This is a genomic window from Nitrosomonas marina (assembly GCF_900110145.1).
In the GTDB taxonomy this organism is placed as follows: Bacteria; Pseudomonadota; Gammaproteobacteria; order Burkholderiales; family Nitrosomonadaceae; genus Nitrosomonas; species Nitrosomonas marina.
On sequence record NZ_FOCP01000024.1, the window covers coordinates 15,063 to 35,157 of the forward strand.

Here is a 20,095-nt window from a genome sequence, read left to right on the forward strand (position 1 = left end):
CTAATTGATACTGTCTCTTTCATTGACTTCAACACGTTATTGTTAAGTGACAAGCTCAGGTGATGGTATGGCTTAGCAGATTTGCGTGCTCTAAGCGTGTGCCGCAATGTTGATATTCAAAACGGCTACCGTCAGGATGAACAAAAATGCCCAGATCTAGCTGCCAGGATACAATGAAAGTGTCTTCGGTTTTGTAACCCTTCTGTGTATGATTTAAACTAAACGAAATGAAAAAGTGTATGAATAAATCGATTGCAATCATGCTGCTGTCTGGTCTGTTGCTGCTGTCTGGCGGGTGCAGTGTTGTGCGGCTGGGCTATAATCATGGGGCTAGTCTGGCGTGGTGGTGGCTGGACAGCTATGTCGATTTTGATCGGAACCAGAAACCGCAAGTAAAGCAGGCAATACAAGACTGGTTTGACTGGCACCGCGATGCTCAACTGCCGGTCTATGTCGACTGGCTGTCCGACGTACGCAGCCGGATAGACGGTCCGTTGACTTCAGAGCAGGTTTGTCGCTGGTCAGAGGAACTGCAGGAAATGCTCGCGCCTGCATTTGATCACGGCGCACAATTGGGCGCTCCGATAGCACTGCGACTCGGTGAAGCGCAATGGAAACATCTGGAAAAGCGTTACGCAAAAAGCAATGATAAATTGCGCAGCGAATATCTGCAATCTGATCCAGAAGACAGATTGGATGCCGCTGTAAAACGGACAATCAAACGTGTTGAAAACCTGTATGGTGATATAAACAAGAGCCAGCGGGCGCTCATTATCTCCGGTCTTCAGGTTTCTCCATTCGATCCCGAAGCCTGGTTAATCGAACGGCAGCGCAGGCAGCAGTCGACATTGAGCGTCTTGCGACGGATCGCCGCTGAATCCGTACCGGCTGCGACCGCAGCCGTGGAATTGCGTCAATTGATTGAACACACGCACCGTTCTGACGATGCCGATTACCGGTCGTATCAGCTCAGGCTGTCTGAACATATCTGCAGCTTCATTGCCCACTTGCACAATAACACTACCGAAGCGCAGCGTGAGCATGCGCACGACAAGCTAAAGAAATGGGAAAATGATTTGCGTGTATTGTCCGGTAGTCATCAGCGCACAGCGAAACATTTTCGGATTGCAGCAGATTGACTGTTCAAGTTAAACCGGAATGTGCAACTGTAAACATTCACTCTTCGGCACTACGTATTTTTGAAGTAATATTGTTTTCAACGGTGCGCATGGCAGCCGTGGTGATGCGGATTTAGATTCTCATCCATCAATTACGATGCCCGATAAAAAGGAGGAAAAATGCAGCATAACCCAGGTTTTTTAAAATTGGTTGATGATGCCAGACAGCGGATCGGAGAATGTACGGCGGCTGATGTGATGGCCAGGCTGGAGAAAGGCGTATCATTTCATTTTATCGATGTACGCGAGGATCATGAGTATCAGAGCGATCACGCCGCAGGTGCCCGTCATCTGGGTAAAGGTGTCATCGAGCGAGATATAGAAACACAGATTCCTGACAAACATGCGCCTATCGTCTTGTATTGCGGCGGTGGTTATCGATCAGCTCTGGCAGCGGACGCGTTGCAGCAAATGGGCTATAGCAATGTATTATCAATGGAAGGCGGCATTAAAAGCTGGCGTGATGCCGGGTATCCGATGGAATAGGATAAAGTGGTTTGGCAGATATGTCAGGCGGGTTTAGGTTTTTTGCTGCAGAAAAAAAGTGATATCCCTGCGTATCTAATAGCGCAGAATCTGCTCTACAACTGAGTTTCGCCTGAACACCGTCTGTATGAAAATAACACGTGGCCGGTTACTCGAAGAGTTTGTGAAGATGTTGAAATTATAAATCTCAGATCTTAATCCAGTTTGAGAAATTTGTTGTGAATACGGCGGGTTACATACCACACGGCACAAATCACGATTGGTATCATTATTCCGACAGTCAGTTCGGGATGGATTGGAAACCCGGCAGCTTTGCCAGCTTTGGTCAGATACAATAGTAAACTGATCACGTAATATGATATGGCCGCAATGGACAGGCCTTCCACGGTATGCTGCAATCGCAACTGCAGCTCCTGTCCTCGCGAGAGCTTTTCAAGCAGTTGCTGATTTTGTGTCTCGACCAGAATGTCAACCCGCGTGCGTAAAAGCGAGCTGGTCTGGGCCGTCCGTTCAGAGATCGATACCAGACGCTGGGCGGTCGTTTCAACTCTTGTTATGGCTGGAGAGAGGCGCCGCAGCATAAATTCTCCGATAGTTTGCGTTCCAGGTACCGCTTTTTCTCTCAGTTCTGCAATGCGTTGGCTCACCAGCCTGTTATATGCGTGAGTCGCTGAAAATCGATACATATGTTCAACGGTGGCTTTTTCGATACTTACTGCCAGTGAAATAAGCGTATCCAGCAAGGCTTGATCAGAAGTCGCTTTGTTTTCAAGTTGAGTTGTAATCGCAGCCAGTTGCAGTTCAGCATCGGTCAGTTTAGGGCCGAGTAGTCTGGCGACCGGCAGGCTACGCAGCGCCATAAGGCGATATGTTTCGAATTCCAGCAGTCGTTGAGCGATTCTTCCCGCACGTGAGTTGGATGTATCAGCGGCTGAAATGACGAGCATACGCTCAAAGCCGTCGTCTCGCAGCATAAAATCTGTTACGGCGATTGAATGGCTGTTTCTGCCGACAAGAGATGCAACGACAGGACGATTGCCAAACCAGTGACTGGCTAACGCCAGCATTTCTTTTGGTCGGTTCAGGTCGCCATTTACCATGACCAGTTTAATTGCAGCGATTGTTTGTCCCGGTATACCTGTAATCCATTGTTCTGGTAAAGCCAGAAATGAAAGAAGCTCGGGTTCTGTCGCTTCAAGCTGAGCACTCTCGGGCAAGGGTTGCACCAGTGTATAACTTGTAAACTCGGAATGGCGTTCCCAGGTCAGGGTACAATCCGGCAGTCTTAAACGTAAAAAATTGCTCTGCAAATGTTCAGGTGTCAGTGATTCCTGATCCGGAAGATGGTACAGATGCCGGTATTCCTGTTCAGGCGTTATGTCATTGTTAAGTACTGCAATCCGGACAACCAGAGCCGGCAGTGAAATACGCTGGCTCGGTCGTGCGTGAACTTCGTTATGCAAGGGTATGCGCTGTGGATCAGCGACGGGCAAAACGGCCATGTGTGTAAAAAATTAACGCAGTTAGACAGATTGAAGCGTGCTTAACCGAAGCTTACAGCAAATGACACGGTTTTTGTGATCGTTTAACGTTGCCATCGATAGAACTGGTCTGTTCCATTCAATCCATTCCCGGGTATTGCTCCGAATAGAAGACCGGGTAGTGCAGTCAATCAGCGTGTCAACCCTGCATACAGTACCGGCAGTTTTTCCGGAAGCCGTTCCACATGGTCGACAACCATATAATTTCGCTCGCCGAAAATACGAGATACATATTGATCGGCACGCGGATCAAGACTCATGCAGAAGGTGATAACACCTGATCGACCGGCTTCCTCAACGGCTTTTTTGGTGTCGAAACGCAGGTATTGCGGGTCGCGTACATCGATATCAGCCGGTTCGCCGTCGGTGATCACGAGGAGCAGTTTTTTTGCCGATTTCTGCTGCTTCAGGTAGTGGCTGGCGTGGCGGATGGCAGCACCCATACGTGTGGAGAGCTGTCCTGTCATACCTGCCAGCTTGGCCTTCGGGATTTCATTATAGGGTTGTTCGAAATCTTTGTAACGATAATACTCCACGTCGTGACGGCCGTCGGAGCAAAAACCATGAATTGCGAACGGATCGCCGATTTTGTCGATGGCGTTGGCCAGTAACACGGTAGCCTGGCGTGTCAGTTCGAGCACGGTAAATTCCTGACCTTCAACTTTCTCGTTGGTTGATTCCGACATATCGAGCAATACCAGTACGGAAATATCACGTATCTTGCGCACCGAGCGCATCATGATCCTGGGGTCAGGCTGCATGTGCATGCGAATATCGATAATGGATCGTATCGCCGCATTAATGTCGATTTCATCACCGTCTTCGAGTTTGCGAATCCGTCGCGTTCCCTGCGGCTGCATGGCGTCTAGCAGAAATTTCATGCGACCGATTTCGCGTTTGTACTGTGCGGCGATGTCATCGATGCACTGTATGTCACCGAGTCTGGCACGTTTTTCCTGAACCGTGGCCCAGTCGGGACGCTCAAGCTGAATCTGGTAGTCCCATTCGGAATAATGAAAAGGAGGCGATACCGGTTCTTTGCCTTCCATATCATTATAAGAGACGCCGGAATCTTCATATGGAAAGAATTCAGTGCTCATGACCCAGATTTCCTGAGCATCATCGCCGGCAGTTTCAACATCAATTTCATTGGCGAACTCCATGACGCTGACATATTTGCGTACCTGTTTTAACGGTTCATAACCGGCGATTTGTGCTCTCTCGAAATCAAATTCCTCAAATTCCCAGAAATAACGGTTATCATCGCGGTACGGTGTGCTAAGAACATCGGTACGCGGATTGAACGGAATATTTTTTTCAAGAATACTGTGGGCAAGCTGAACGCCGATATCCCATGAAATCTGGGGGTCATCGAGCCTGTTTTGCGCAGCTTTAAACAGGCGACGGCCCTCTGCAATCCACTTGTCTTTGTCCTTGTATGTTGGGTCCAGCAGGGCGCGCGCGAGGCGGTTGAGAAAGTCGCCCATGGTGGTGTTCATATCAGGCGTAGCTGAATGCAGGGCGGCCCAGGTCTGACGCAATCCCGGGAAACGACGTATTGATAATTCCTCCACGCGTGCATCTTCCATAACCGATATGACGGCCATCTGCAACGGGTTCAGACCTTCGGCCGAAATCGGTTGCCGGGTTTCGACCAGATGCGCAGCGGCATGCGCTGATGCAGCACGATAAACTTCGGTGGCGGGTACATCGCCGAAATTATCAAATGCGTCCGGCAGATGAATGAAATAGTTTTCAATAAACGGTTTGTAGCCTTCGCGCGTTTCATAATCGCCGGAGGTGGGTTTCATGAAAAAATCACGGGCCCACAGCGCGCGCAGGTACATGTTGATGCGGCGCTGTATATCGACAAACAGCGTACCTTTACGTTCTTTCTGCAGTACGGCAAGTGATTCCTTGGATTCCAGACTGAAATAACGCACCTGTTCTTCGTAGTCGGTGCGGTGGGCATGCGCGCCCCACATCGCCCAGCGGCGCAGACCGCCCAGTGTGAGGTGTTCAAACAGGATCTCCAGCTTGTCGAGCATCGGTCTTGCACCGCGGGGTGCCTGCGCGATCAGGGTGCTGAGAAACTGCAGATAATGCTGGAACAACTGCGCATCCCCCAGACGCCTGGCTGCGGTAGGTGCCGTTGCCAGCACCAGTTCTATCACCGCACCGGAAGTTTTGGACGCCAGCGCCAGTACTGAAGTCGCCAGATCGGCGAGTACGTCTTCACCGATCTCCTTGGCAACCTGGGGTATTTCATCAATCCAGCAGTCAACCGGACCGCGCCCGCGACCCAGGTTGCGCAGCGCAGATATGCCTTTCAGATAATTATCCAGGCCGCGCGGTGAAAAAACCTTGACCGCTTCGGGCCAGGCGTTTTTCAGAAGCGCCATCGACTCAGGTTCTAAGTTTTTCAGCAGCTCATTGTAATCATCCAGATGTACACTCATGACATCACCCGCATTAGTTGGTCTGACAGTGGAATATTATTTCGTTGCTACGAAATCAATTAAAAAATGTCGATACGGCCGCATCAAGTGCATCACGCATATCGGGATCATCAGTAATGGGTCGAACCAGAGCGACACGGCATGCAGCTTTTGGATCGACTTTCTTGACAATCAGGCTACCGGCATAAATCAGCATGCGCGTGGAAATGCCTTCATCGAGACCGTGGCCTTTCAGGTTGCGCGCACGTTCAGCGATGGACACCAGTTTTTCAGCAATGTCATGTGAAACGCCAGTTTCATGCGCGACGATTTCACTCTCGATTGAGTGGTTGGGATAATTAAAATCCAGTGCGCCAAAACGCTGCTTGGTTGATTGCTTGAGATCCTTCATCAGGCTCTGATAGCCGGGGTTATAGGAAATCACAATTTGGAAATCTTTATGGGCGTTGATTAACTCGCCTTTTTTCTCCAGTGGTAGAACGCGACGGTTATCGGTAAGTGGATGGATCACGACAGTTGTGTCCTGGCGCGCTTCGACTACTTCATCCAGATAACAGATTGCACCGTGGCGCGCAGCAACGGCAAGCGGTCCGTCCTGCCAGGTGGTGCCGTTGGCGTCTAGGAGATATCGTCCCACCAGATCGGATGCGGTCATATCTTCGTTGCAGGCGACGGTAATTAGTGGTTTCTTGAGTTTCCAGGCCATGTACTCGACAAAACGGGTTTTCCCGCAACCGGTCGGGCCTTTTAGCATCATCGGCATACGCACGGAGTAGGCCGCTTCATAAAGTTCCACTTCATCGCCGACAGGATGGTAATAAGGTTCTGTTTTAACGCGATATTGGTCAATAATTTTGCTCATAACGAACTCCTGTGATTAACCCATCAGGGTTTTCTGTCTAGTGGAAGATCGCTGTTGAGTAACGGGTCAGTCAGCGGTCTAACAAAAAATACAAACAAATTAAGAAAGGCCGAAAAAAAACCCCCGCCCCTTTCGGGTAGGGGGCTTTATAAAGCTTATGATATCTCTCGTGTTTGAAACCTTAAACGGTTTTGCCGCGATAAATGACCATGGATGTACCCTGGCTTTGTGCAAAGTTATCATAACCGATCAAACGCACATGATTGTTAGGGTTGGCCTTATGGCAGGCTTCCGCTTCAGCCAGAATGCGCGCCACGTCTGTTTCGCCGAACAGGGGCAGTTTCCACATGTACCAGTAGTTATCCATCAGATGCTCTGGTTCGGTATGCTCGATGGCCGGGTTCCAGCCTTTTTTGACAATATATTCAACTTGTTTCTTGATCTGCTTTTTATCCATCGGGGGCAGATAAGAGAATGTTTCAAACTTCCGGCTGGCTGGGTCGCTCAGGCGGCTTTTGTAATCCAACATTTCAGACATTTGTATAACTCCTGATTAAAATTTTGAGCGCCGGCGCACAACACATGTACGCCGGAAAAACTGTTTATTTGTGTGCCACGTCCAGCTTGTCGACTGTATCGAATTCGAACTTGATTTCTTTCCATGTTTCCATGGCGATTTTCAGTTCCGGGCTGTGCTTGGCAGCTTCGGTCAAGATCGCTTTGCCTTCTTTCTCGATTTCAACGCCACGGTTACGAGCTTCCACACAGGCTTCGAGTGCCACACGGTTGGCGGCTGCGCCGGCAGCATTGCCCCATGGGTGGCCTAATGTGCCGCCACCAAACTGCAGACACGCATCGTCACCGAAAATAGCAACCAGTGCCGGCATATGCCAGACATGAATACCACCGGAAGCGACCGGGAATACGCCAGGCATAGAACCCCAGTCTTGATCGAACATAATGCCACGGCTGCGGTCTTCCTTGATAAAGCTGTCGCGCATGAGATCAATCCAGCCAAGTGTAGCACCGCGGTCGCCTTCAAGTTTTCCAACAACCGTTCCGGAATGGAGATGGTCGCCACCGGATAGACGCAGTGCTTTTGCCAGTACACGGAAATGGATACCATGATGCGGGTTCCGGTCAATTACTGCATGCATTGCACGGTGAATGTGCAGCAGAAGGCCGTTATCACGGCACCAGTTGGCCAGTCCTGTGTTTGCTGTGAAACCACCGGTCAGGTAGTCATGCATGATAATTGGTGCACCAAGCTCTTTCGCGAATTCAGCACGTTTGTACATTTCTTCCGGTGTTGGCGCGGTAACGTTAAGATAGTGGCCTTTCCGTTCGCCGGTTTCGCGTTCCGCTTTGTGAATGGCTTCCATCACAAATTCAAAACGCTGACGCCAGCGCATGAAAGGTTGGCTGTTAATGTTTTCGTCGTCTTTGGTCAAATCAAGACCGCCGCGCAGACATTCATACACGGCACGACCGTAGTTTTTGGCAGAGAGACCCAGTTTTGGTTTAATGGTACAGCCCAACAATGCACGACCGTATTTGTTGAGTTTGTCACGTTCAACCTGAATACCATTAGGTGGTCCACCGCAGGTTTTAACGAAAGCGATTGGGAAACGGACATCTTCCAGGCGGAGGGCGCGGATCGCTTTAAAGCCGAACACGTTACCGACCAGAGATGTAAATACGTTGACAACAGAACCTTCCTCGAACAGATCAATCGGATATGCGATAAAGGCATAGAAACAGGTATCATCGCCAGGTACGTCTTCAATGTGATAAGCGCGCCCTTTGTAGTAGTCCAGATCGGTTAACAGATCGGTCCATACGGTCGTCCATGTGCCTGTTGAAGACTCGGCGGCAACAGCAGCTGCGGCTTCTTCACGGTCAACGCCAGGCTGAGCGGTGATTTTGAAGCACGCCAGAATATCCGTATCCAAAGGTGTGTATTCGGGCATCCAGTATGTTTGCCGATATTCTTTGACACCAGCGCTATATGTCTTTGCCATGATTTTCTCTCCTGATAAATCCACTCGATTCGATTTGCAAAACTAAACAAGAAAAGAGAGGAGGGTTAATTAACAAATTAGTAACGAAATTAAGTAACAATCAACGAAACAAACGAGAACATTTGCAACATAGATGGCACTATAAAGAATATTTATCATAAGAACAAATCAATTATTTTGATGTATATGATAATATTATGCTTATAGTAGTCGCCAACCAATCAGCCAGCTATCCATTTTAATATTGATCAATGCTACATCTGACATTAAGACAACTGACCGTATTTGAGACAGTTGCCCGCCATTTGAGTTTTTCACGCGCGGCGGAAGAGCTGTATCTATCTCAACCTGCTGTTTCAATGCAGATAAAACAATTGGAAGAGAATATAAGTCTGCCTTTGTTTGAACAAATGGGCAAGCAAATTCATTTAACTGAAGCAGGAAAAGAACTGTATCTGTACAGTCGGGACATTCTGCAGCGTCTGGCTGATCTGGAGGTGGCGCTTGACGAACTAAAAGGTATGGAGCGCGGTAAGCTTAATATTGCGGTTGTTACGACAGCCAATTATTTTGCCCCGCATCTGCTTGCCAAGTTTTGCCAGCGCTATAACGGTGTTACGGTGAGCCTGAATGTATCCAATCGCGAATCGATACTGAAGCAGCTGGACGAAAATGCCGTCGATCTGGCGATTATGGGCCAGCCGCCGGAAAACCTGGATATTACCAGTCAGTCGTTTATGGAAAATCCACTGGTTGTCGTGGCACCGACAAATCATGTGCTCTGCAGAAAACAGCGTATTTCAGTCAAGCGGCTGGCTCAGGAGACTTTTCTGGTACGCGAGCCCGGTTCGGGTACCCGCGGCGCTATGGAACGGTTCTTTCAGCAGCATGGTGTACGGATTAATAAGGGTATGGAAACCGATACAACCGAAGCCATCAAACAGGCCGTGCAGGCAGGTATGGGGTTGGGGATCGTATCGCTTCATACAGTTGAGCTGGAATTGGAAACACAGCGATTAAAAGTGCTCGATGTGCAGGGCTTTCCGATACCGCGTTTCTGGCACGTGGTCATTCGAAAAAACAAACGCTTGTCTGCACTGGCGCAAACATTCAGGGAATTTTTGCTGAAGGAAGCCGCTTCATTGATACACAACGCCGGAAAAAACGGTTAAGCTGCAGGTTGATCGGGTTGATTGTGTTGCGTTGACCGACAGGCGGTTATTCAAGGCCTGATGCTCGCATCGGACCAATATACCGTGAGGCGATTACCAGATTGTCGATATATACAAAAAATGTGGATGCCGGTTTGGCTGTACCGCCATGATAAAAATTGAGCCATAAGCTTTCAATGTTGAGTTCTTTCGTTTCGCGAAAGCGAAGATCGGATTTGTGATAGATTTTTCGCCCGTCAATCCATACCGTTAATTCGCCATTGGCCATACCGGGGTCGTTCAGTTTTAGAAACTGTTCAACCGCGTGCCAGCGGTTTTTCTGGAGCAGGCTCAAGGTGCTGTTCCAGGAAATTGTTTCGCCATAATTTGATTGACTGTCGAGGTGATAGACATAATTGCCGAGTGGAATCGTGCCGTTGTATTTCGAATTGAGCGATGCCTGCAGGAAATAAGCGCCGCGTGCTGACCAGCCGTTGTAACCGTCAATCGCCCTGCCACCCCATCCAGCCCTGTCATACGTGCCGGAAAAACCGGGCAGTTTGCCACCGTCTGTCGGCTGCCAGTTGTTTCCGAAACGTAAATAATAGCGAAAGTACATTTGCTCCGGCTCGCGACCGATAAGACGCTGAAAACGGTAATGACCGGTAAAACCAAAATTTGTTTTCGAATTGAATGCAATCTGCAGGGCGCTGCCATCCAGTGGATCGAAACGGTCGATGCGGTAATCGGTATCGACAAGCCGGTAAGTGTCGTAGTGACCTATGTCGCTTAGGTGTTCCTGCCAACCCGCATTCAGCGTTAAAAAACCTGGCGGCTTATTGAAAGTCTCAGCGAGAATGACATCGGGATGATCGGCCAGCCCGCGATCACCTGGATATTCCCAGGCAATTCCGCGTTCAACTTCACTGGCTGCTGGTAATGGTGCAACCGTATATACGCCGATTTGCACGGTGCCGTATTGCTTGTCAGTGGTCGTAAGATACAAGCTCGCCTTGCTAATTCTAGCACTGTCCAATTCCAGAAAGCGTTTATTGAACGCTATCAGGGCTGGTGTATGCGCGCCAACCTGAAATTGTGTCTGATGGCCAAGTGAGTAATGCGTCGTGGCCGATAAAGTGGTATCCCGTGTAACTTCAAATGTTTTAATTTCGTTATCGGTTGTGGTAATCGCCAGAAAGGGCGCTGCCGGATAACCGGCTTCGGTTGCGTCGAATACAATCGCAGAATGGCCGGATTCTTCTTTCAGATATGCGCCGTGATAACTGCCGGGGTTGTCAATCCAGTATTTGATCAGCGTGGTTACATCCAGAGAGACCGGTCTGGCTGTGTCCAGATCTTCGACAAGCGTTGTCGAGAATGCTGCATCGCCATATGGTACGCCATTGCGGTCGACCCAGTCGCCAAGCTGGCGTTGCCATAACAGTTTTGCGGAGCCGTCGGCATAAATAAAGGTTGCGCCGTCCCTGTTTGCTTCGCTGCCCTGTGACCAATAGACATCACTAAGTGCATTAAAAGAGAAAAACAGCAGACAAATTGCAATGAGACAATGTGATAAGGTATGCGACAGACCACCCGGGCATGTCATTGGTATACGCATTGATTGGTTCATATTAAATACGCTTTTCCAGATATTCGATTGTCAGTCCCTCGACTTTCGGGACGCCGATTTTCAATTGCAACGGGTAGGGCTCCTGATTGCCGACCCGCTGATAGCCACGGCGCTGATAAAATGCAATGAGTTCGGGTCGCTGCGAGACGACGAACATGCGAATTCTTTGTGCCGCCAGTTCCTGCCTGGCGATAATCTCGGCCTGATGCAGGATGTGCTTGCCGACACCGATACCCTGGTAATTCGGGTGTACTGAGAAAAAACCGATATACGCATGACATTGCTCTCTGGAGAGATAGATACAAGCGGCGAGCAGTTGATCCAGATAGACCACATAAAACTGTGCGTCGGGTTTTGCCATTGCGGCGGAGATCTCGTCGAGGTTGGTGCGGTCACCGCCGATAATATGTGTTTCACGCGTCCAGCCGGTCTCTCCACGGTATGTCAGGTTGATTAAGTCGCAGATGTCGCGGCAATGAACGGGAACGGCTGGTTCAAGGGTGAGTCGGGAAAAATCGATTGTTTCCAGTATCTGTTTCAATGTTGCTTTGATTCAGGTGTCGTTATAACAATCCTAGTACGGGACTTTTGGTCAAGGCGACAAGAACGATATAAATAAAGACGCATTCCGCAGCAACCCAGGCCTTGATGCGTGCCTGTCGCGTTTTACCGAAACGCATCGCAACCATGCCCAGACTGATATAAATCAAAATGCCGATGACTTTGGCAGTCAGCCATGCGTCTACAAACGGACTCTGCTGAATCTTAAAGGCCAGGGTAATTGCGCTGGTCAGCAGGACAGTATCGACAATGTGCGGCAGGACTCTGACCCAGCGTTTACGCAATATTGGCGAATCCTTGATGAGCCAGATGCCGCGCACGAAGAAAAACAGAAAACTGGTGATCACGCTGCTGACATGGATCATCTTGATCATCGAATAAGTCATAGGCTGTCTCCCGAAATCAACCAGCCGTGACTGCCTGCAACCGCGCCGGCAATGGTGATCAGACTCAAGACCAGCAGCACCATGTGCTTGCGCTGGATCGAGTCAAAAGTTTGTGCAGTGACGTCCTGTGGCGATGCAGATTGAGATCGTTTTCTTGATCTGGGTTCGTTGATAAAAAGCATGTAGGTAAACAGCAGCCAGATCAGTAGCATGGTATGCATCCACCAGTATTGCCACTGAGTGAAGCGGTGCCAGGCATCCAGTAGATACGTCATGTACAAACCACTCAGTCCAACCAGCAAAGTCGTATAACGTGCCTGGGCGGCAAAACGGCGTCTGAAACCGTTAAAAAAAACCATCGCCTCTGCGGGTGATGTCTTGCTTTTTAATGCGGGGAGTAATACCAGCGTCACCATGGCAACACCGCCAATCCAGAGAACAACGCCAGCGACGTGCAACACCCTGGCTAAAATAAAATCATCCATTGGGCTATAGCAAAAAAGGATTAATCGGAGGCCTCCGCTTAACCAGCAGTTGAGGAGGAATCTTCACGTGTGACCCAGTCAATGGCCTTATCATAGTCCTTAAATACAACTACTTCGGCATCGGTAAACAGATTGGATATCCAGGCGCTCCAAGCCTGCCACTGATCATCGGTGACTACGGCGATATGATTAAAGTCATTGCCGTGTTCGTGCATGAATTTGAGATCTTCCCAGGCAACATCAACGGTGTAATCAATCATGTCACGCAAGTCGATAACGACATTTGCTTTTCCTTCAAAGGTGGATTGATAGATGATCTGCTCTTCAAAAGATTTGTAATCGGATAAGGTAAATTCACCGATGACGGCTACGATAATCAGACTATTTTGTTTTTGTATGGTAATCATAATCTCACCTCAGATGATAAGACCTGCATTATCGGCAATTCGATTAAATGGTGCAAATATTGCAGACTGTTGACATACGTATTGCTGATCAATATATCCCGAAAAAAACATTTTAAAGGGAAAAAAACAATTATTTCACGATAGCTGGCTGATGGCATTGTGATATATTGGTTGTCAGTAGGGTTATGACGCTCTTTTTCAAAACACCTTGTTATAAAGTTGCAAATCCGGGTAATGCGCATTAAAAAAATAATTATTTTATATTTTCAGAGTTCTACAAGCGGGTTAGCTTATGGATGAGAACCCTTCGATTATAGCGCGTAAAACATTGCTAAAGCTTGCTGAATTAAAACTTCAGCCAACACCGGAAAATTATCACAAAATTTATGATCAGGTCGCAGGATTCCCAAATCACCGGCTGAGTCCGGCCTCAATCAAGCTGCTGTCTTCATTTGCTAAAGAGTTTCCACGTCATACACAGGATCTGAATAATATTGCTAACCGACTTGAACTAGCGATTCAGAACAAAAGCTGGAAAGAGTACAAGGCCGGTTTGCTGAGACTGGCAGGAGTCACTACGGCAACTTCTCTGCAGTCCGGGTGCGCGGAGGATTCCGGTCAGACAGAAGAAAATAGCTGGGCGGATATAATCGCCAGATTAGTCAAACAGTTGGATGTCTGTCACGCTAGAGTAACGCCTGTCAGAAAGCGTGAAGGCCTGGGCCGTGTGCTGAACGGATTCTCAAACGATTCCGGTGCGTTGCAGAAAAATATCATTGCATTGATGGAATCATGGGATTATTTGGCGAGTAATGAGAATCAGGTATCTGAGAGTGAGTATACGGAACCGGAAAAAATATCGGCACTGAAACTGGTAGCGGGAGAACAAGATGAAGCAATGGATTCCGTTGACAGCCAACCGCAGATAAACCCGAGTACAGTCAATAATATCAGCGATCAGCTGCTTGATTTATTTATGCAGACGCTGGAGCATGTGGCTGCAGTAAAAAATGCGGATACAGAGCTGAGTCACGAAGCTGGAGCACTTGCGCAGCAGGTTCGAGAGATTCACAACAGGGATGAGTTGGAACAATTCGTTTCATCTTTTAAGCTATTTCTGGATAAGTTTGATTATTGTGCCGAAGGCAGTTCGAAATTGCAGCAGGGGCTGCTGCGCTTGCTGGATAAGCTTTTAGATAGTACCAGTAAGCTCTTGTACGAGGATGAATGGATAAAAAGCCAGATATTCAAGCTGCGTGAAACCATTCACAGACCACTGGATAAGCGACTGATAATCGAAGCAGAGAATTATCTGGATGAAATTATTCAAAGACAGCGTGTAATTAAACGCAGTCTGGGTGATGCCAGGTCAACGTTAAAGCAAATGGTAAGCAGCCTGATCAGTAATATTGAAGAATTTTCCGATGAAACAGGCGAATACCACATCAAAATCGAGCATTATTCCAAGCAGATCAGTGAAGCAAATGATCTGAATTCACTGAGTCATCTGCTGGTTGATATCATGCATGATACACGGCAGATGCAAGAAAGCGCACAAAATTATCGGGACGGTTTTTTGTCCGCACGAGCTGAAGTAGAAGGTGCCCAGGAAAAAATTGTGCAGCTTGAAACCGAACTGCAGCAAATGAGCGAGAAGGTCCATGAAGACCATCTGACCGGGGTTCTGAATCGTCGCGGCCTGGATCTGGCGTTTGAACGCGAGGTGCATCGTGCGCAGCGCCTGCAATGGTCGGTCTGCTACGCACTTCTTGACATCGATAACTTTAAAAAGGTCAATGACACGCATGGCCACAAGGTCGGTGACGAAGCCATCGTGTATCTGATAAATGCCGTGAAAAACGTTACGAGAAATGATGATATCGTAGCGCGATATGGCGGTGAAGAATTTGTCATTCTGTTACCTAACACCGATTTGCCGGAGGCAATCGATATCTTGTCCAGAATCAGGCGTGATATGACCAAAAAGTTTTTTCTGCATGAAAACAAGCGAATCTTGATCACCTTTAGTGCGGGCGTTGCTGAATACAGACCAGGCGAAAAGCAGGAACAGATTTTCAAGCGGGCGGATGAAGCACTCTATCGCGCTAAAAAGAATGGCAAAAATCTGATTCTGGAAGCTGCCTGACGCGCGGGCACCAGCAGTGTTTCCCGGTATTTTCATTCTTTTGGGTGCCGGGATTTTACTTTTCTTCTGTCACACACCGAAATAACGTAGCGTGTTTTTAAATGACTTGTAAATTCTGTCATGTTCATCGGGTACACTGTAGCATGACATGAAAATAATAATTAATTTGTTTTAAGCGTTACTAGATCCATGGAAACAACAGACCTTAAAAATCCAACGTTATATATTAATCGCGAACTGAGTTTACTGGAATTTAACCGGCGCGTTATCGAACAGGCAAAAGATCAAAATCTGCCATTGCTTGAACGTTTGAAATTTCTTTGTATTGCAAGCACTAACCTGGATGAGTTTTTTGAAATACGAGTCGCAGGGCTAAAGCAACAGATCAAGTATGGATCGGTACAGACAGGTCCGGATAATCTGCTTCCCTCTGAAGTAATGGCGCGGGTCGGCGAAACGGCGCATCAAATCGTCACGGAGCAGTACCAAATATGGAATAGCATGATTATTCCTGCCATGGCGAACGACAAAATCAGGCTTTTGAGACGATCACACTGGAAGCCAATGGTGAGTCGCTGGGTGCAGCGTTACTTTAACGCTGAAGTACTGCCGATTTTAAGCCCCATAGGATTGGACCCTGCGCATCCATTTCCGCGCGTGTTAAACAAGAACCTTTACTTCATTATTTCGCTGGAAGGCAAAGACGCTTTCGGGCGGGATTCGGGGCTTGCAATCGTACAGGCCCCGCGTTCACTGCCCAGGGTCGTGCAGATACCGTCCGCGCACAGTAACGGCAATCATGATTTTGTTATGTTGTCCTCGATTATTCACGCGCACGTCAAGGACTTGTTTCCGGGAATGAACGTATTGGGCTGTTATCAGTTCAAGGTCACACGAGACAGCGATTTGCTGATTGATGATGAAGAAGTGGATGATTTGTTGCGTGCTCTGGAAGGGGAACTGCCTTCCCGCAGATTCAGTAATGCAGTCAGACTGGAAGTTGCAGACAACTGTCCGGATCAGTTAAGTGATTTTTTGTTGCAAAAATTTGAATTGCAAAAGGATGATTTATACAGAGTGTCGGGCCCTGTCAACCTGAGCAGATTACTGGCCATTTGCGATCTGGTTGACCGTCCTGAGCTCAAATTTGCCGGATTCAAACCGGAAATTCCCAATCGGCTGCTAAAAAATACCAATATTTTCGAAGTGCTGCATCACGGCGATATACTGCTTCACCATCCGTTTCAGTCTTTTGCACCAGTCATTGATTTTGTCAGGCAGGCATCAACCGACCCGAATGTGTTGTCGATCAAGCAGACACTATACAGAACCGGTGCTGATTCCGCGCTGGTTGAAGCACTGAAAGTGGCGGCTCGCGAGGGCAAGGAGGTGACGGTTGTAATTGAATTGCGGGCAAGATTTGACGAGGAAGCCAATATTGAGCTGGCCAGCGAACTGCAAAAAGCCGGCGCGCATGTGGTATATGGTGTTGTCGGCTTTAAAACGCATGCAAAAATGATTCTGATCGTTCGGCGTGAAGGGCGCAGTTTGCGGCGCTATGTGCATCTGGGCACCGGTAATTATCATGCCAGGACAGCACGGTTGTATACTGACTACGGATTGTTAACGTGTGACAAGTCAATTGGTGAAGACGTTAACAAGTTGTTTCATCAGTTAACCGGACTGGGACGCGCAGGTAAATTAAAGAAGTTGCTGCAATCGCCTTTTACGTTATACAAAAGTATGCTGGGTTTTATTGAAGATGAAATCAAAGCGGCAACTGAAGGAAAAAAAGCCTGGATTATCGCTAAAATGAATGCGTTAACAGACCCCGAGATTATCAAAGCCTTATACCGTGCCTCCCAGGCGGGTGTTAAAGTTGATCTGATCGTTCGCGGGATCTGTTGTCTGCGGCCGGGCGTTCAGGGTGTTTCTGAAAATATCCAGGTACGCTCCATCGTCGGTCGTTTTCTTGAGCATACGCGGATTTATTATTTTTATAACAGTGGGGAAGACCGTGTATTTTGTTCCAGTGCAGACTGGATGACGCGCAATCTTCATTATCGCGTGGAAGTCTCTTTTCCGATCGAGGAAAAACGCCCCAGAGACAGTGTTATCGCATACGGCCTGATGAGTTATCTTTCCGATAATACGCAGTCTTGGGTGCTGCAAAGTGACGGCTCGTACAAGCGAAGCAAAACAAGTTCGAAACCGCGCTCTGCTCAGCAGCATATACTCGAGCATTATTGCGACTAGTGTTTATTGAAACGTGAGCGTGAAACCGGCTGACTGAAGGTATCCCTGTTCAGTTTTCAGATCGGCTAGGGTTAACGGGTGGTCGAATAACCACTGTGGTGGAAAATACAGGTTAATGGTATCTTCATCTGCCTCGATTCGAATATCAGGCAGGGAATTATTGGAACGGCTGCGGTGCAGAACTGTAGCCAGTCTTAGCAGAATGCTGAGTCTGATCACGGTTTGTCTGGCCTGACTCGAAATCGTCTCAAATTCCGCGAGTGGAAATTTTCTGCGGTGGCCGCGCACCAGTTTCGCCAGTTTGATTTGCTCCTGTCGGGAAAAACCGGCCAGATCGGAGTAGCGGACCAGATAGCTGCCATGATGATGGTACTGGGCATGTGCAATCGACAGACCGATTTCATGGGCCATCGCACCCCACTGCAGCAGCTTCAGCGCTTCTTTATCCTGCAGCGCCCAGTCAACACTCACCTGATGAAAAAGCTTTTCTGCCGTTTCCCTGACACGATTTGCCTGTTCCTGATCTATCCCGTAACGCTGGGAAATACCCAGTATGGTTTTGTCACGAATATCCTCATTGTGCATACGTCCGATCAGATCATGCAGCAGTCCTTCGCGTAACGCGCCGTCGGACACGCTGATCTTCTCCAGACCCAGTCCTTCGAAAATACCGGCCAATACTGCGACTCCACTTGCGAAAACCGGTTTTCTGTGTTCCGACAAACCATCAAGTTCAATGGCGCCAGTGTGGCCAAAATCAATCAGTGCATCAATTAGTTTGGACAGTGCAGCGGCCGTAATACCAGTTTCGCACCATTTCTGTGCTTGCACTACATCACGTATCGTGGTGATGGTGCCGGAAGAACCCAGTGCCTGATCCCAGCCGGTCTTTTTGTAAGCAGTCTCGACTGATTCCAGCTCCTGTCGTGCGTATAGAATGGTTTTATTGAATTTTTTGGTTTTGATTTTACCATCGTCAAAAAAGCGTTTGCTCATGTTGACGCAGCCCATATACAAACTGTCCATACTGAAGATCTCGAATCCTCGACCGATAATCAGTTCGGTGCTGCCGCCGCCAATATCAATGACCAGTCGTTTATTGGCTTCATCGTACGTGGTATGCGCAACGCCCTGATAAATTAATCGCGCTTCTTCCTGGCCAGCTATGATTTCTATCGGGTGGCCCAGCGCCGAGTCCGCAAGTGCCAAAAAATATCCGTCATTTCGGGCCTGCCGTACAGTATTTGTACCTACTGCACGTATATTTGCCTGCGGAATTTCCTTGATTCGCTGTCCAAAGCGCTGCAGGCATGCCAGTGCTCGTTGTATCGATTCTTCCGACAGTTCGTTTTTTTCATTTAGCCCGGAAGCGAGCCTGACCATTTCTTTAATCCGGTCAATGATCTGCAAGCGTCCGTCCGAGTAATTGGCAACGATCATGTGGAAGCTGTTGGAGCCTAAATCAATGGCTGCGTACGATTCATCTTGTTGTGGTTTCATACATTGGGTCTGGCCGGAAAAGGATCAGATATATGTTGTTCCGAAAATAAGGTGCTTGTCGATACAATGCTATGGCCCGTTATCACAGTCCGGGTTAAGCCCAGTTTTAAATTGAGCATTAGAATAGGACGATTTTCCTCGATGTGCGACAGGCAGGTAAAAGGAGCTTGGTGTGTTGTGTTATTCGGTGCCTGACAATAAAATGACTGAATAAAGTTCAGGTTCTAGCGCTTTTCAGTCACCCAGAAAACCAATGACTGTAATGCGATTTACACTAAACTTCCATGAAACCCTGCTGTCACCATCGCCTCAGTCATGTTCATCGTGTCGATCATGTTCAAGTTCGAGCTCTAGATCAATATCAAGTTCATGTTTGTGTTCATGATGGTGTTTATTTGTGTGCGGATGATCATCGCCGCCATGTGTGAGTGCTTTATATTGATCGGCTGACAAATTTCCCATCCGTTGAACAAAAAAGGCCATGGCCCAGATGGTATGATCGTCGTGCGTCAAGCCCCATGCCGGCATGGCAGTCATTTTGATACCGTTTTTGATGACCCAGAAATAGGCTTTGCTCTGTTCCTGCAGGTCCTCTGGAGAGATTAAGGGCGGTCGGAGATGAAACACGGGTGCCTGCGGATATAGACCCTGCGAAAGCTCCGTGGGCGCCTGAGCCGGTGAAAGATGGCAGTCGGTACACATTGCGTCGTAATGCGTTGCGCCGGTCTTCATGATTTCAGAATCGTCCATAGCCGGAATTTCAAGTTCATTTGCACGTGCCGCTATTGAATTGATACGTACCCATTCGATAAGTTTTTCGGTAATCGGCCAGTGTTTTTCGGTGGCAGCCATATTGTATACGCCCGTTCCCATGAAATACCCCGTTGCTATGAGCGCTACAAGTAGCAGGCCAACAATTGTTTTCATTTTTTTGTCCTCCTGATTCAAGGCATCGTTATAGTCCTGCACAATAGCACATGACAGTCATCACCAGAAAATAATCTCTCTTGGCGGGATGGTTTAAAG

17 protein-coding genes are annotated in these 20,095 nt (G+C 48.2%); 5 read left to right on the forward strand and 12 right to left on the reverse strand.

Annotated features, from left to right (window positions below; all coding sequences use genetic code 11):
* The first annotated feature begins 239 nt into the window (after positions 1-239).
* Both BMX44_RS13680 and BMX44_RS13685 read left to right on the forward strand, forming a co-directional pair.
* On the forward strand, positions 240-1,139 hold the full coding sequence (locus tag BMX44_RS13680) for a DUF6279 family lipoprotein (RefSeq protein WP_090634062.1): 900 nt from the start codon (positions 240-242) through the stop codon (positions 1,137-1,139).
* A 159-nt stretch (positions 1,140-1,298) separates the two neighbouring features.
* Complete coding sequence (locus tag BMX44_RS13685) at positions 1,299-1,664, forward strand: rhodanese-like domain-containing protein (protein WP_090634064.1); 366 nt, start codon at positions 1,299-1,301, stop codon at positions 1,662-1,664.
* A 194-nt stretch (positions 1,665-1,858) separates the two neighbouring features.
* On the opposite strand, the gene BMX44_RS13690 is transcribed toward BMX44_RS13685, so the two are convergent.
* From BMX44_RS13690 to BMX44_RS13710, 5 genes are all read right to left on the reverse strand, one after another.
* On the reverse strand, positions 1,859-3,166 hold the full coding sequence (locus tag BMX44_RS13690) for a DUF3422 family protein (RefSeq protein WP_090634066.1): 1,308 nt from the start codon (positions 3,164-3,166) through the stop codon (positions 1,859-1,861).
* A 170-nt stretch (positions 3,167-3,336) separates the two neighbouring features.
* A complete protein-coding gene (locus BMX44_RS13695; protein ID WP_090634068.1) occupies positions 3,337-5,664 on the reverse strand; it encodes a nitric oxide reductase activation protein NorD in 2,328 nt (775 codons plus the stop codon).
* 55 nt (positions 5,665-5,719) lie between these two features.
* Positions 5,720-6,526 carry a CbbQ/NirQ/NorQ/GpvN family protein gene (locus BMX44_RS13700; RefSeq protein WP_090634070.1) on the reverse strand — a complete coding sequence of 269 codons (807 nt, stop codon included), beginning with the start codon at positions 6,524-6,526 and terminating at the stop codon, positions 5,720-5,722.
* A gap of 181 nt (positions 6,527-6,707) precedes the next feature.
* A complete protein-coding gene (locus tag BMX44_RS13705; RefSeq protein ID WP_090634073.1) occupies positions 6,708-7,064 on the reverse strand; it encodes a ribulose bisphosphate carboxylase small subunit in 357 nt (118 codons plus the stop codon).
* A 64-nt stretch (positions 7,065-7,128) separates the two neighbouring features.
* Entirely contained in the window at positions 7,129-8,550 is a 1,422-nt protein-coding gene (locus tag BMX44_RS13710) for a form I ribulose bisphosphate carboxylase large subunit (RefSeq protein WP_090634115.1), read from the reverse strand.
* A gap of 248 nt (positions 8,551-8,798) precedes the next feature.
* Here BMX44_RS13710 and BMX44_RS13715 point away from each other — a divergent pair, with 248 nt between their 5' ends.
* Positions 8,799-9,719: a LysR family transcriptional regulator gene (locus BMX44_RS13715; RefSeq protein WP_090634075.1), complete on the forward strand. Its 921-nt coding sequence runs from the start codon at positions 8,799-8,801 to the stop codon at positions 9,717-9,719.
* Between the two features lie 46 nt (positions 9,720-9,765).
* Here the strand turns inward: BMX44_RS13715 and BMX44_RS13720 are convergent, their stop codons facing one another.
* Genes BMX44_RS13720 through BMX44_RS13740 form a run of 5 tightly spaced genes read right to left on the reverse strand, consistent with a single transcriptional unit; the run spans position 9,766 to position 13,167 of the window.
* The gene (locus BMX44_RS13720) at positions 9,766-11,328 is read right to left on the reverse strand and encodes a polysaccharide lyase (RefSeq protein ID WP_090634078.1); all 1,563 of its coding nucleotides are present in this window, start codon (positions 11,326-11,328) and stop codon (positions 9,766-9,768) included.
* A gap of 1 nt (position 11,329) precedes the next feature.
* On the reverse strand, positions 11,330-11,869 hold the full coding sequence (locus BMX44_RS13725; RefSeq protein WP_245738943.1) for a GNAT family N-acetyltransferase: 540 nt from the start codon (positions 11,867-11,869) through the stop codon (positions 11,330-11,332).
* Between the two features lie 22 nt (positions 11,870-11,891).
* Positions 11,892-12,275 carry a SirB2 family protein gene (locus BMX44_RS13730; protein WP_090634080.1) on the reverse strand — a complete coding sequence of 128 codons (384 nt, stop codon included), beginning with the start codon at positions 12,273-12,275 and terminating at the stop codon, positions 11,892-11,894.
* The gene (locus BMX44_RS13735; RefSeq protein ID WP_090634082.1) at positions 12,272-12,760 is read right to left on the reverse strand and encodes a hypothetical protein; all 489 of its coding nucleotides are present in this window, start codon (positions 12,758-12,760) and stop codon (positions 12,272-12,274) included. The genes BMX44_RS13730 and BMX44_RS13735 overlap by 4 nt, the downstream gene beginning before the upstream one ends.
* Positions 12,761-12,798: 38 nt before the next feature.
* The gene (locus tag BMX44_RS13740; protein WP_090634084.1) at positions 12,799-13,167 is read right to left on the reverse strand and encodes a SpoIIAA family protein; all 369 of its coding nucleotides are present in this window, start codon (positions 13,165-13,167) and stop codon (positions 12,799-12,801) included.
* 292 nt (positions 13,168-13,459) lie between these two features.
* On the opposite strand from BMX44_RS13740, the gene BMX44_RS13745 reads away from it, so the two are divergent.
* Complete coding sequence (locus BMX44_RS13745; RefSeq protein WP_090634086.1) at positions 13,460-15,313, forward strand: GGDEF domain-containing protein; 1,854 nt, start codon at positions 13,460-13,462, stop codon at positions 15,311-15,313.
* 189 nt (positions 15,314-15,502) lie between these two features.
* Positions 15,503-17,569, forward strand: coding sequence for a polyphosphate kinase 1 (gene ppk1, locus BMX44_RS13750; RefSeq protein WP_090634088.1), 2,067 nt, complete (start codon positions 15,503-15,505; stop codon positions 17,567-17,569).
* A gap of 3 nt (positions 17,570-17,572) precedes the next feature.
* On the opposite strand, the gene ppx is transcribed toward ppk1, so the two are convergent.
* Together ppx and BMX44_RS13760 are read right to left on the reverse strand one after the other, a co-directional pair.
* Entirely contained in the window at positions 17,573-19,069 is a 1,497-nt protein-coding gene (gene ppx, locus BMX44_RS13755) for an exopolyphosphatase (protein ID WP_090634090.1), read from the reverse strand.
* Positions 19,070-19,378: 309 nt separating this feature from the next.
* Positions 19,379-19,996 carry a c-type cytochrome gene (locus tag BMX44_RS13760; protein WP_090634092.1) on the reverse strand — a complete coding sequence of 206 codons (618 nt, stop codon included), beginning with the start codon at positions 19,994-19,996 and terminating at the stop codon, positions 19,379-19,381.
* Between the last annotated feature and the right edge of the window lie 99 nt (positions 19,997-20,095).

What these genes read in the sequence shown, in the direction of transcription:
- BMX44_RS13680 (WP_090634062.1), top strand. Translation starts at nt 240, where the DNA reads ATGAATAAATCGATTGCAATCATGCTGCTGTCTGGTCTGTTGCTGCTG.
- BMX44_RS13685 (WP_090634064.1), top strand. Translation starts at nt 1,299, where the DNA reads ATGCAGCATAACCCAGGTTTTTTAAAATTGGTTGATGATGCCAGACAG.
- BMX44_RS13690 (WP_090634066.1), bottom strand. Translation starts at nt 3,166, where the DNA reads ATGGCCGTTTTGCCCGTCGCTGATCCACAGCGCATACCCTTGCATAAC.
- BMX44_RS13695 (WP_090634068.1), bottom strand. Translation starts at nt 5,664, where the DNA reads ATGAGTGTACATCTGGATGATTACAATGAGCTGCTGAAAAACTTAGAA.
- BMX44_RS13700 (WP_090634070.1), bottom strand. Translation starts at nt 6,526, where the DNA reads ATGAGCAAAATTATTGACCAATATCGCGTTAAAACAGAACCTTATTAC.
- BMX44_RS13705 (WP_090634073.1), bottom strand. Translation starts at nt 7,064, where the DNA reads ATGTCTGAAATGTTGGATTACAAAAGCCGCCTGAGCGACCCAGCCAGC.
- BMX44_RS13715 (WP_090634075.1), top strand. Translation starts at nt 8,799, where the DNA reads ATGCTACATCTGACATTAAGACAACTGACCGTATTTGAGACAGTTGCC.
- BMX44_RS13720 (WP_090634078.1), bottom strand. Translation starts at nt 11,328, where the DNA reads ATGAACCAATCAATGCGTATACCAATGACATGCCCGGGTGGTCTGTCG.
- BMX44_RS13730 (WP_090634080.1), bottom strand. Translation starts at nt 12,275, where the DNA reads ATGACTTATTCGATGATCAAGATGATCCATGTCAGCAGCGTGATCACC.
- BMX44_RS13735 (WP_090634082.1), bottom strand. Translation starts at nt 12,760, where the DNA reads ATGGATGATTTTATTTTAGCCAGGGTGTTGCACGTCGCTGGCGTTGTT.
- BMX44_RS13740 (WP_090634084.1), bottom strand. Translation starts at nt 13,167, where the DNA reads ATGATTACCATACAAAAACAAAATAGTCTGATTATCGTAGCCGTCATC.
- BMX44_RS13745 (WP_090634086.1), top strand. Translation starts at nt 13,460, where the DNA reads ATGGATGAGAACCCTTCGATTATAGCGCGTAAAACATTGCTAAAGCTT.
- ppk1 (WP_090634088.1), top strand. Translation starts at nt 15,503, where the DNA reads ATGGAAACAACAGACCTTAAAAATCCAACGTTATATATTAATCGCGAA.
- ppx (WP_090634090.1), bottom strand. Translation starts at nt 19,069, where the DNA reads ATGAAACCACAACAAGATGAATCGTACGCAGCCATTGATTTAGGCTCC.
- BMX44_RS13760 (WP_090634092.1), bottom strand. Translation starts at nt 19,996, where the DNA reads ATGAAAACAATTGTTGGCCTGCTACTTGTAGCGCTCATAGCAACGGGG.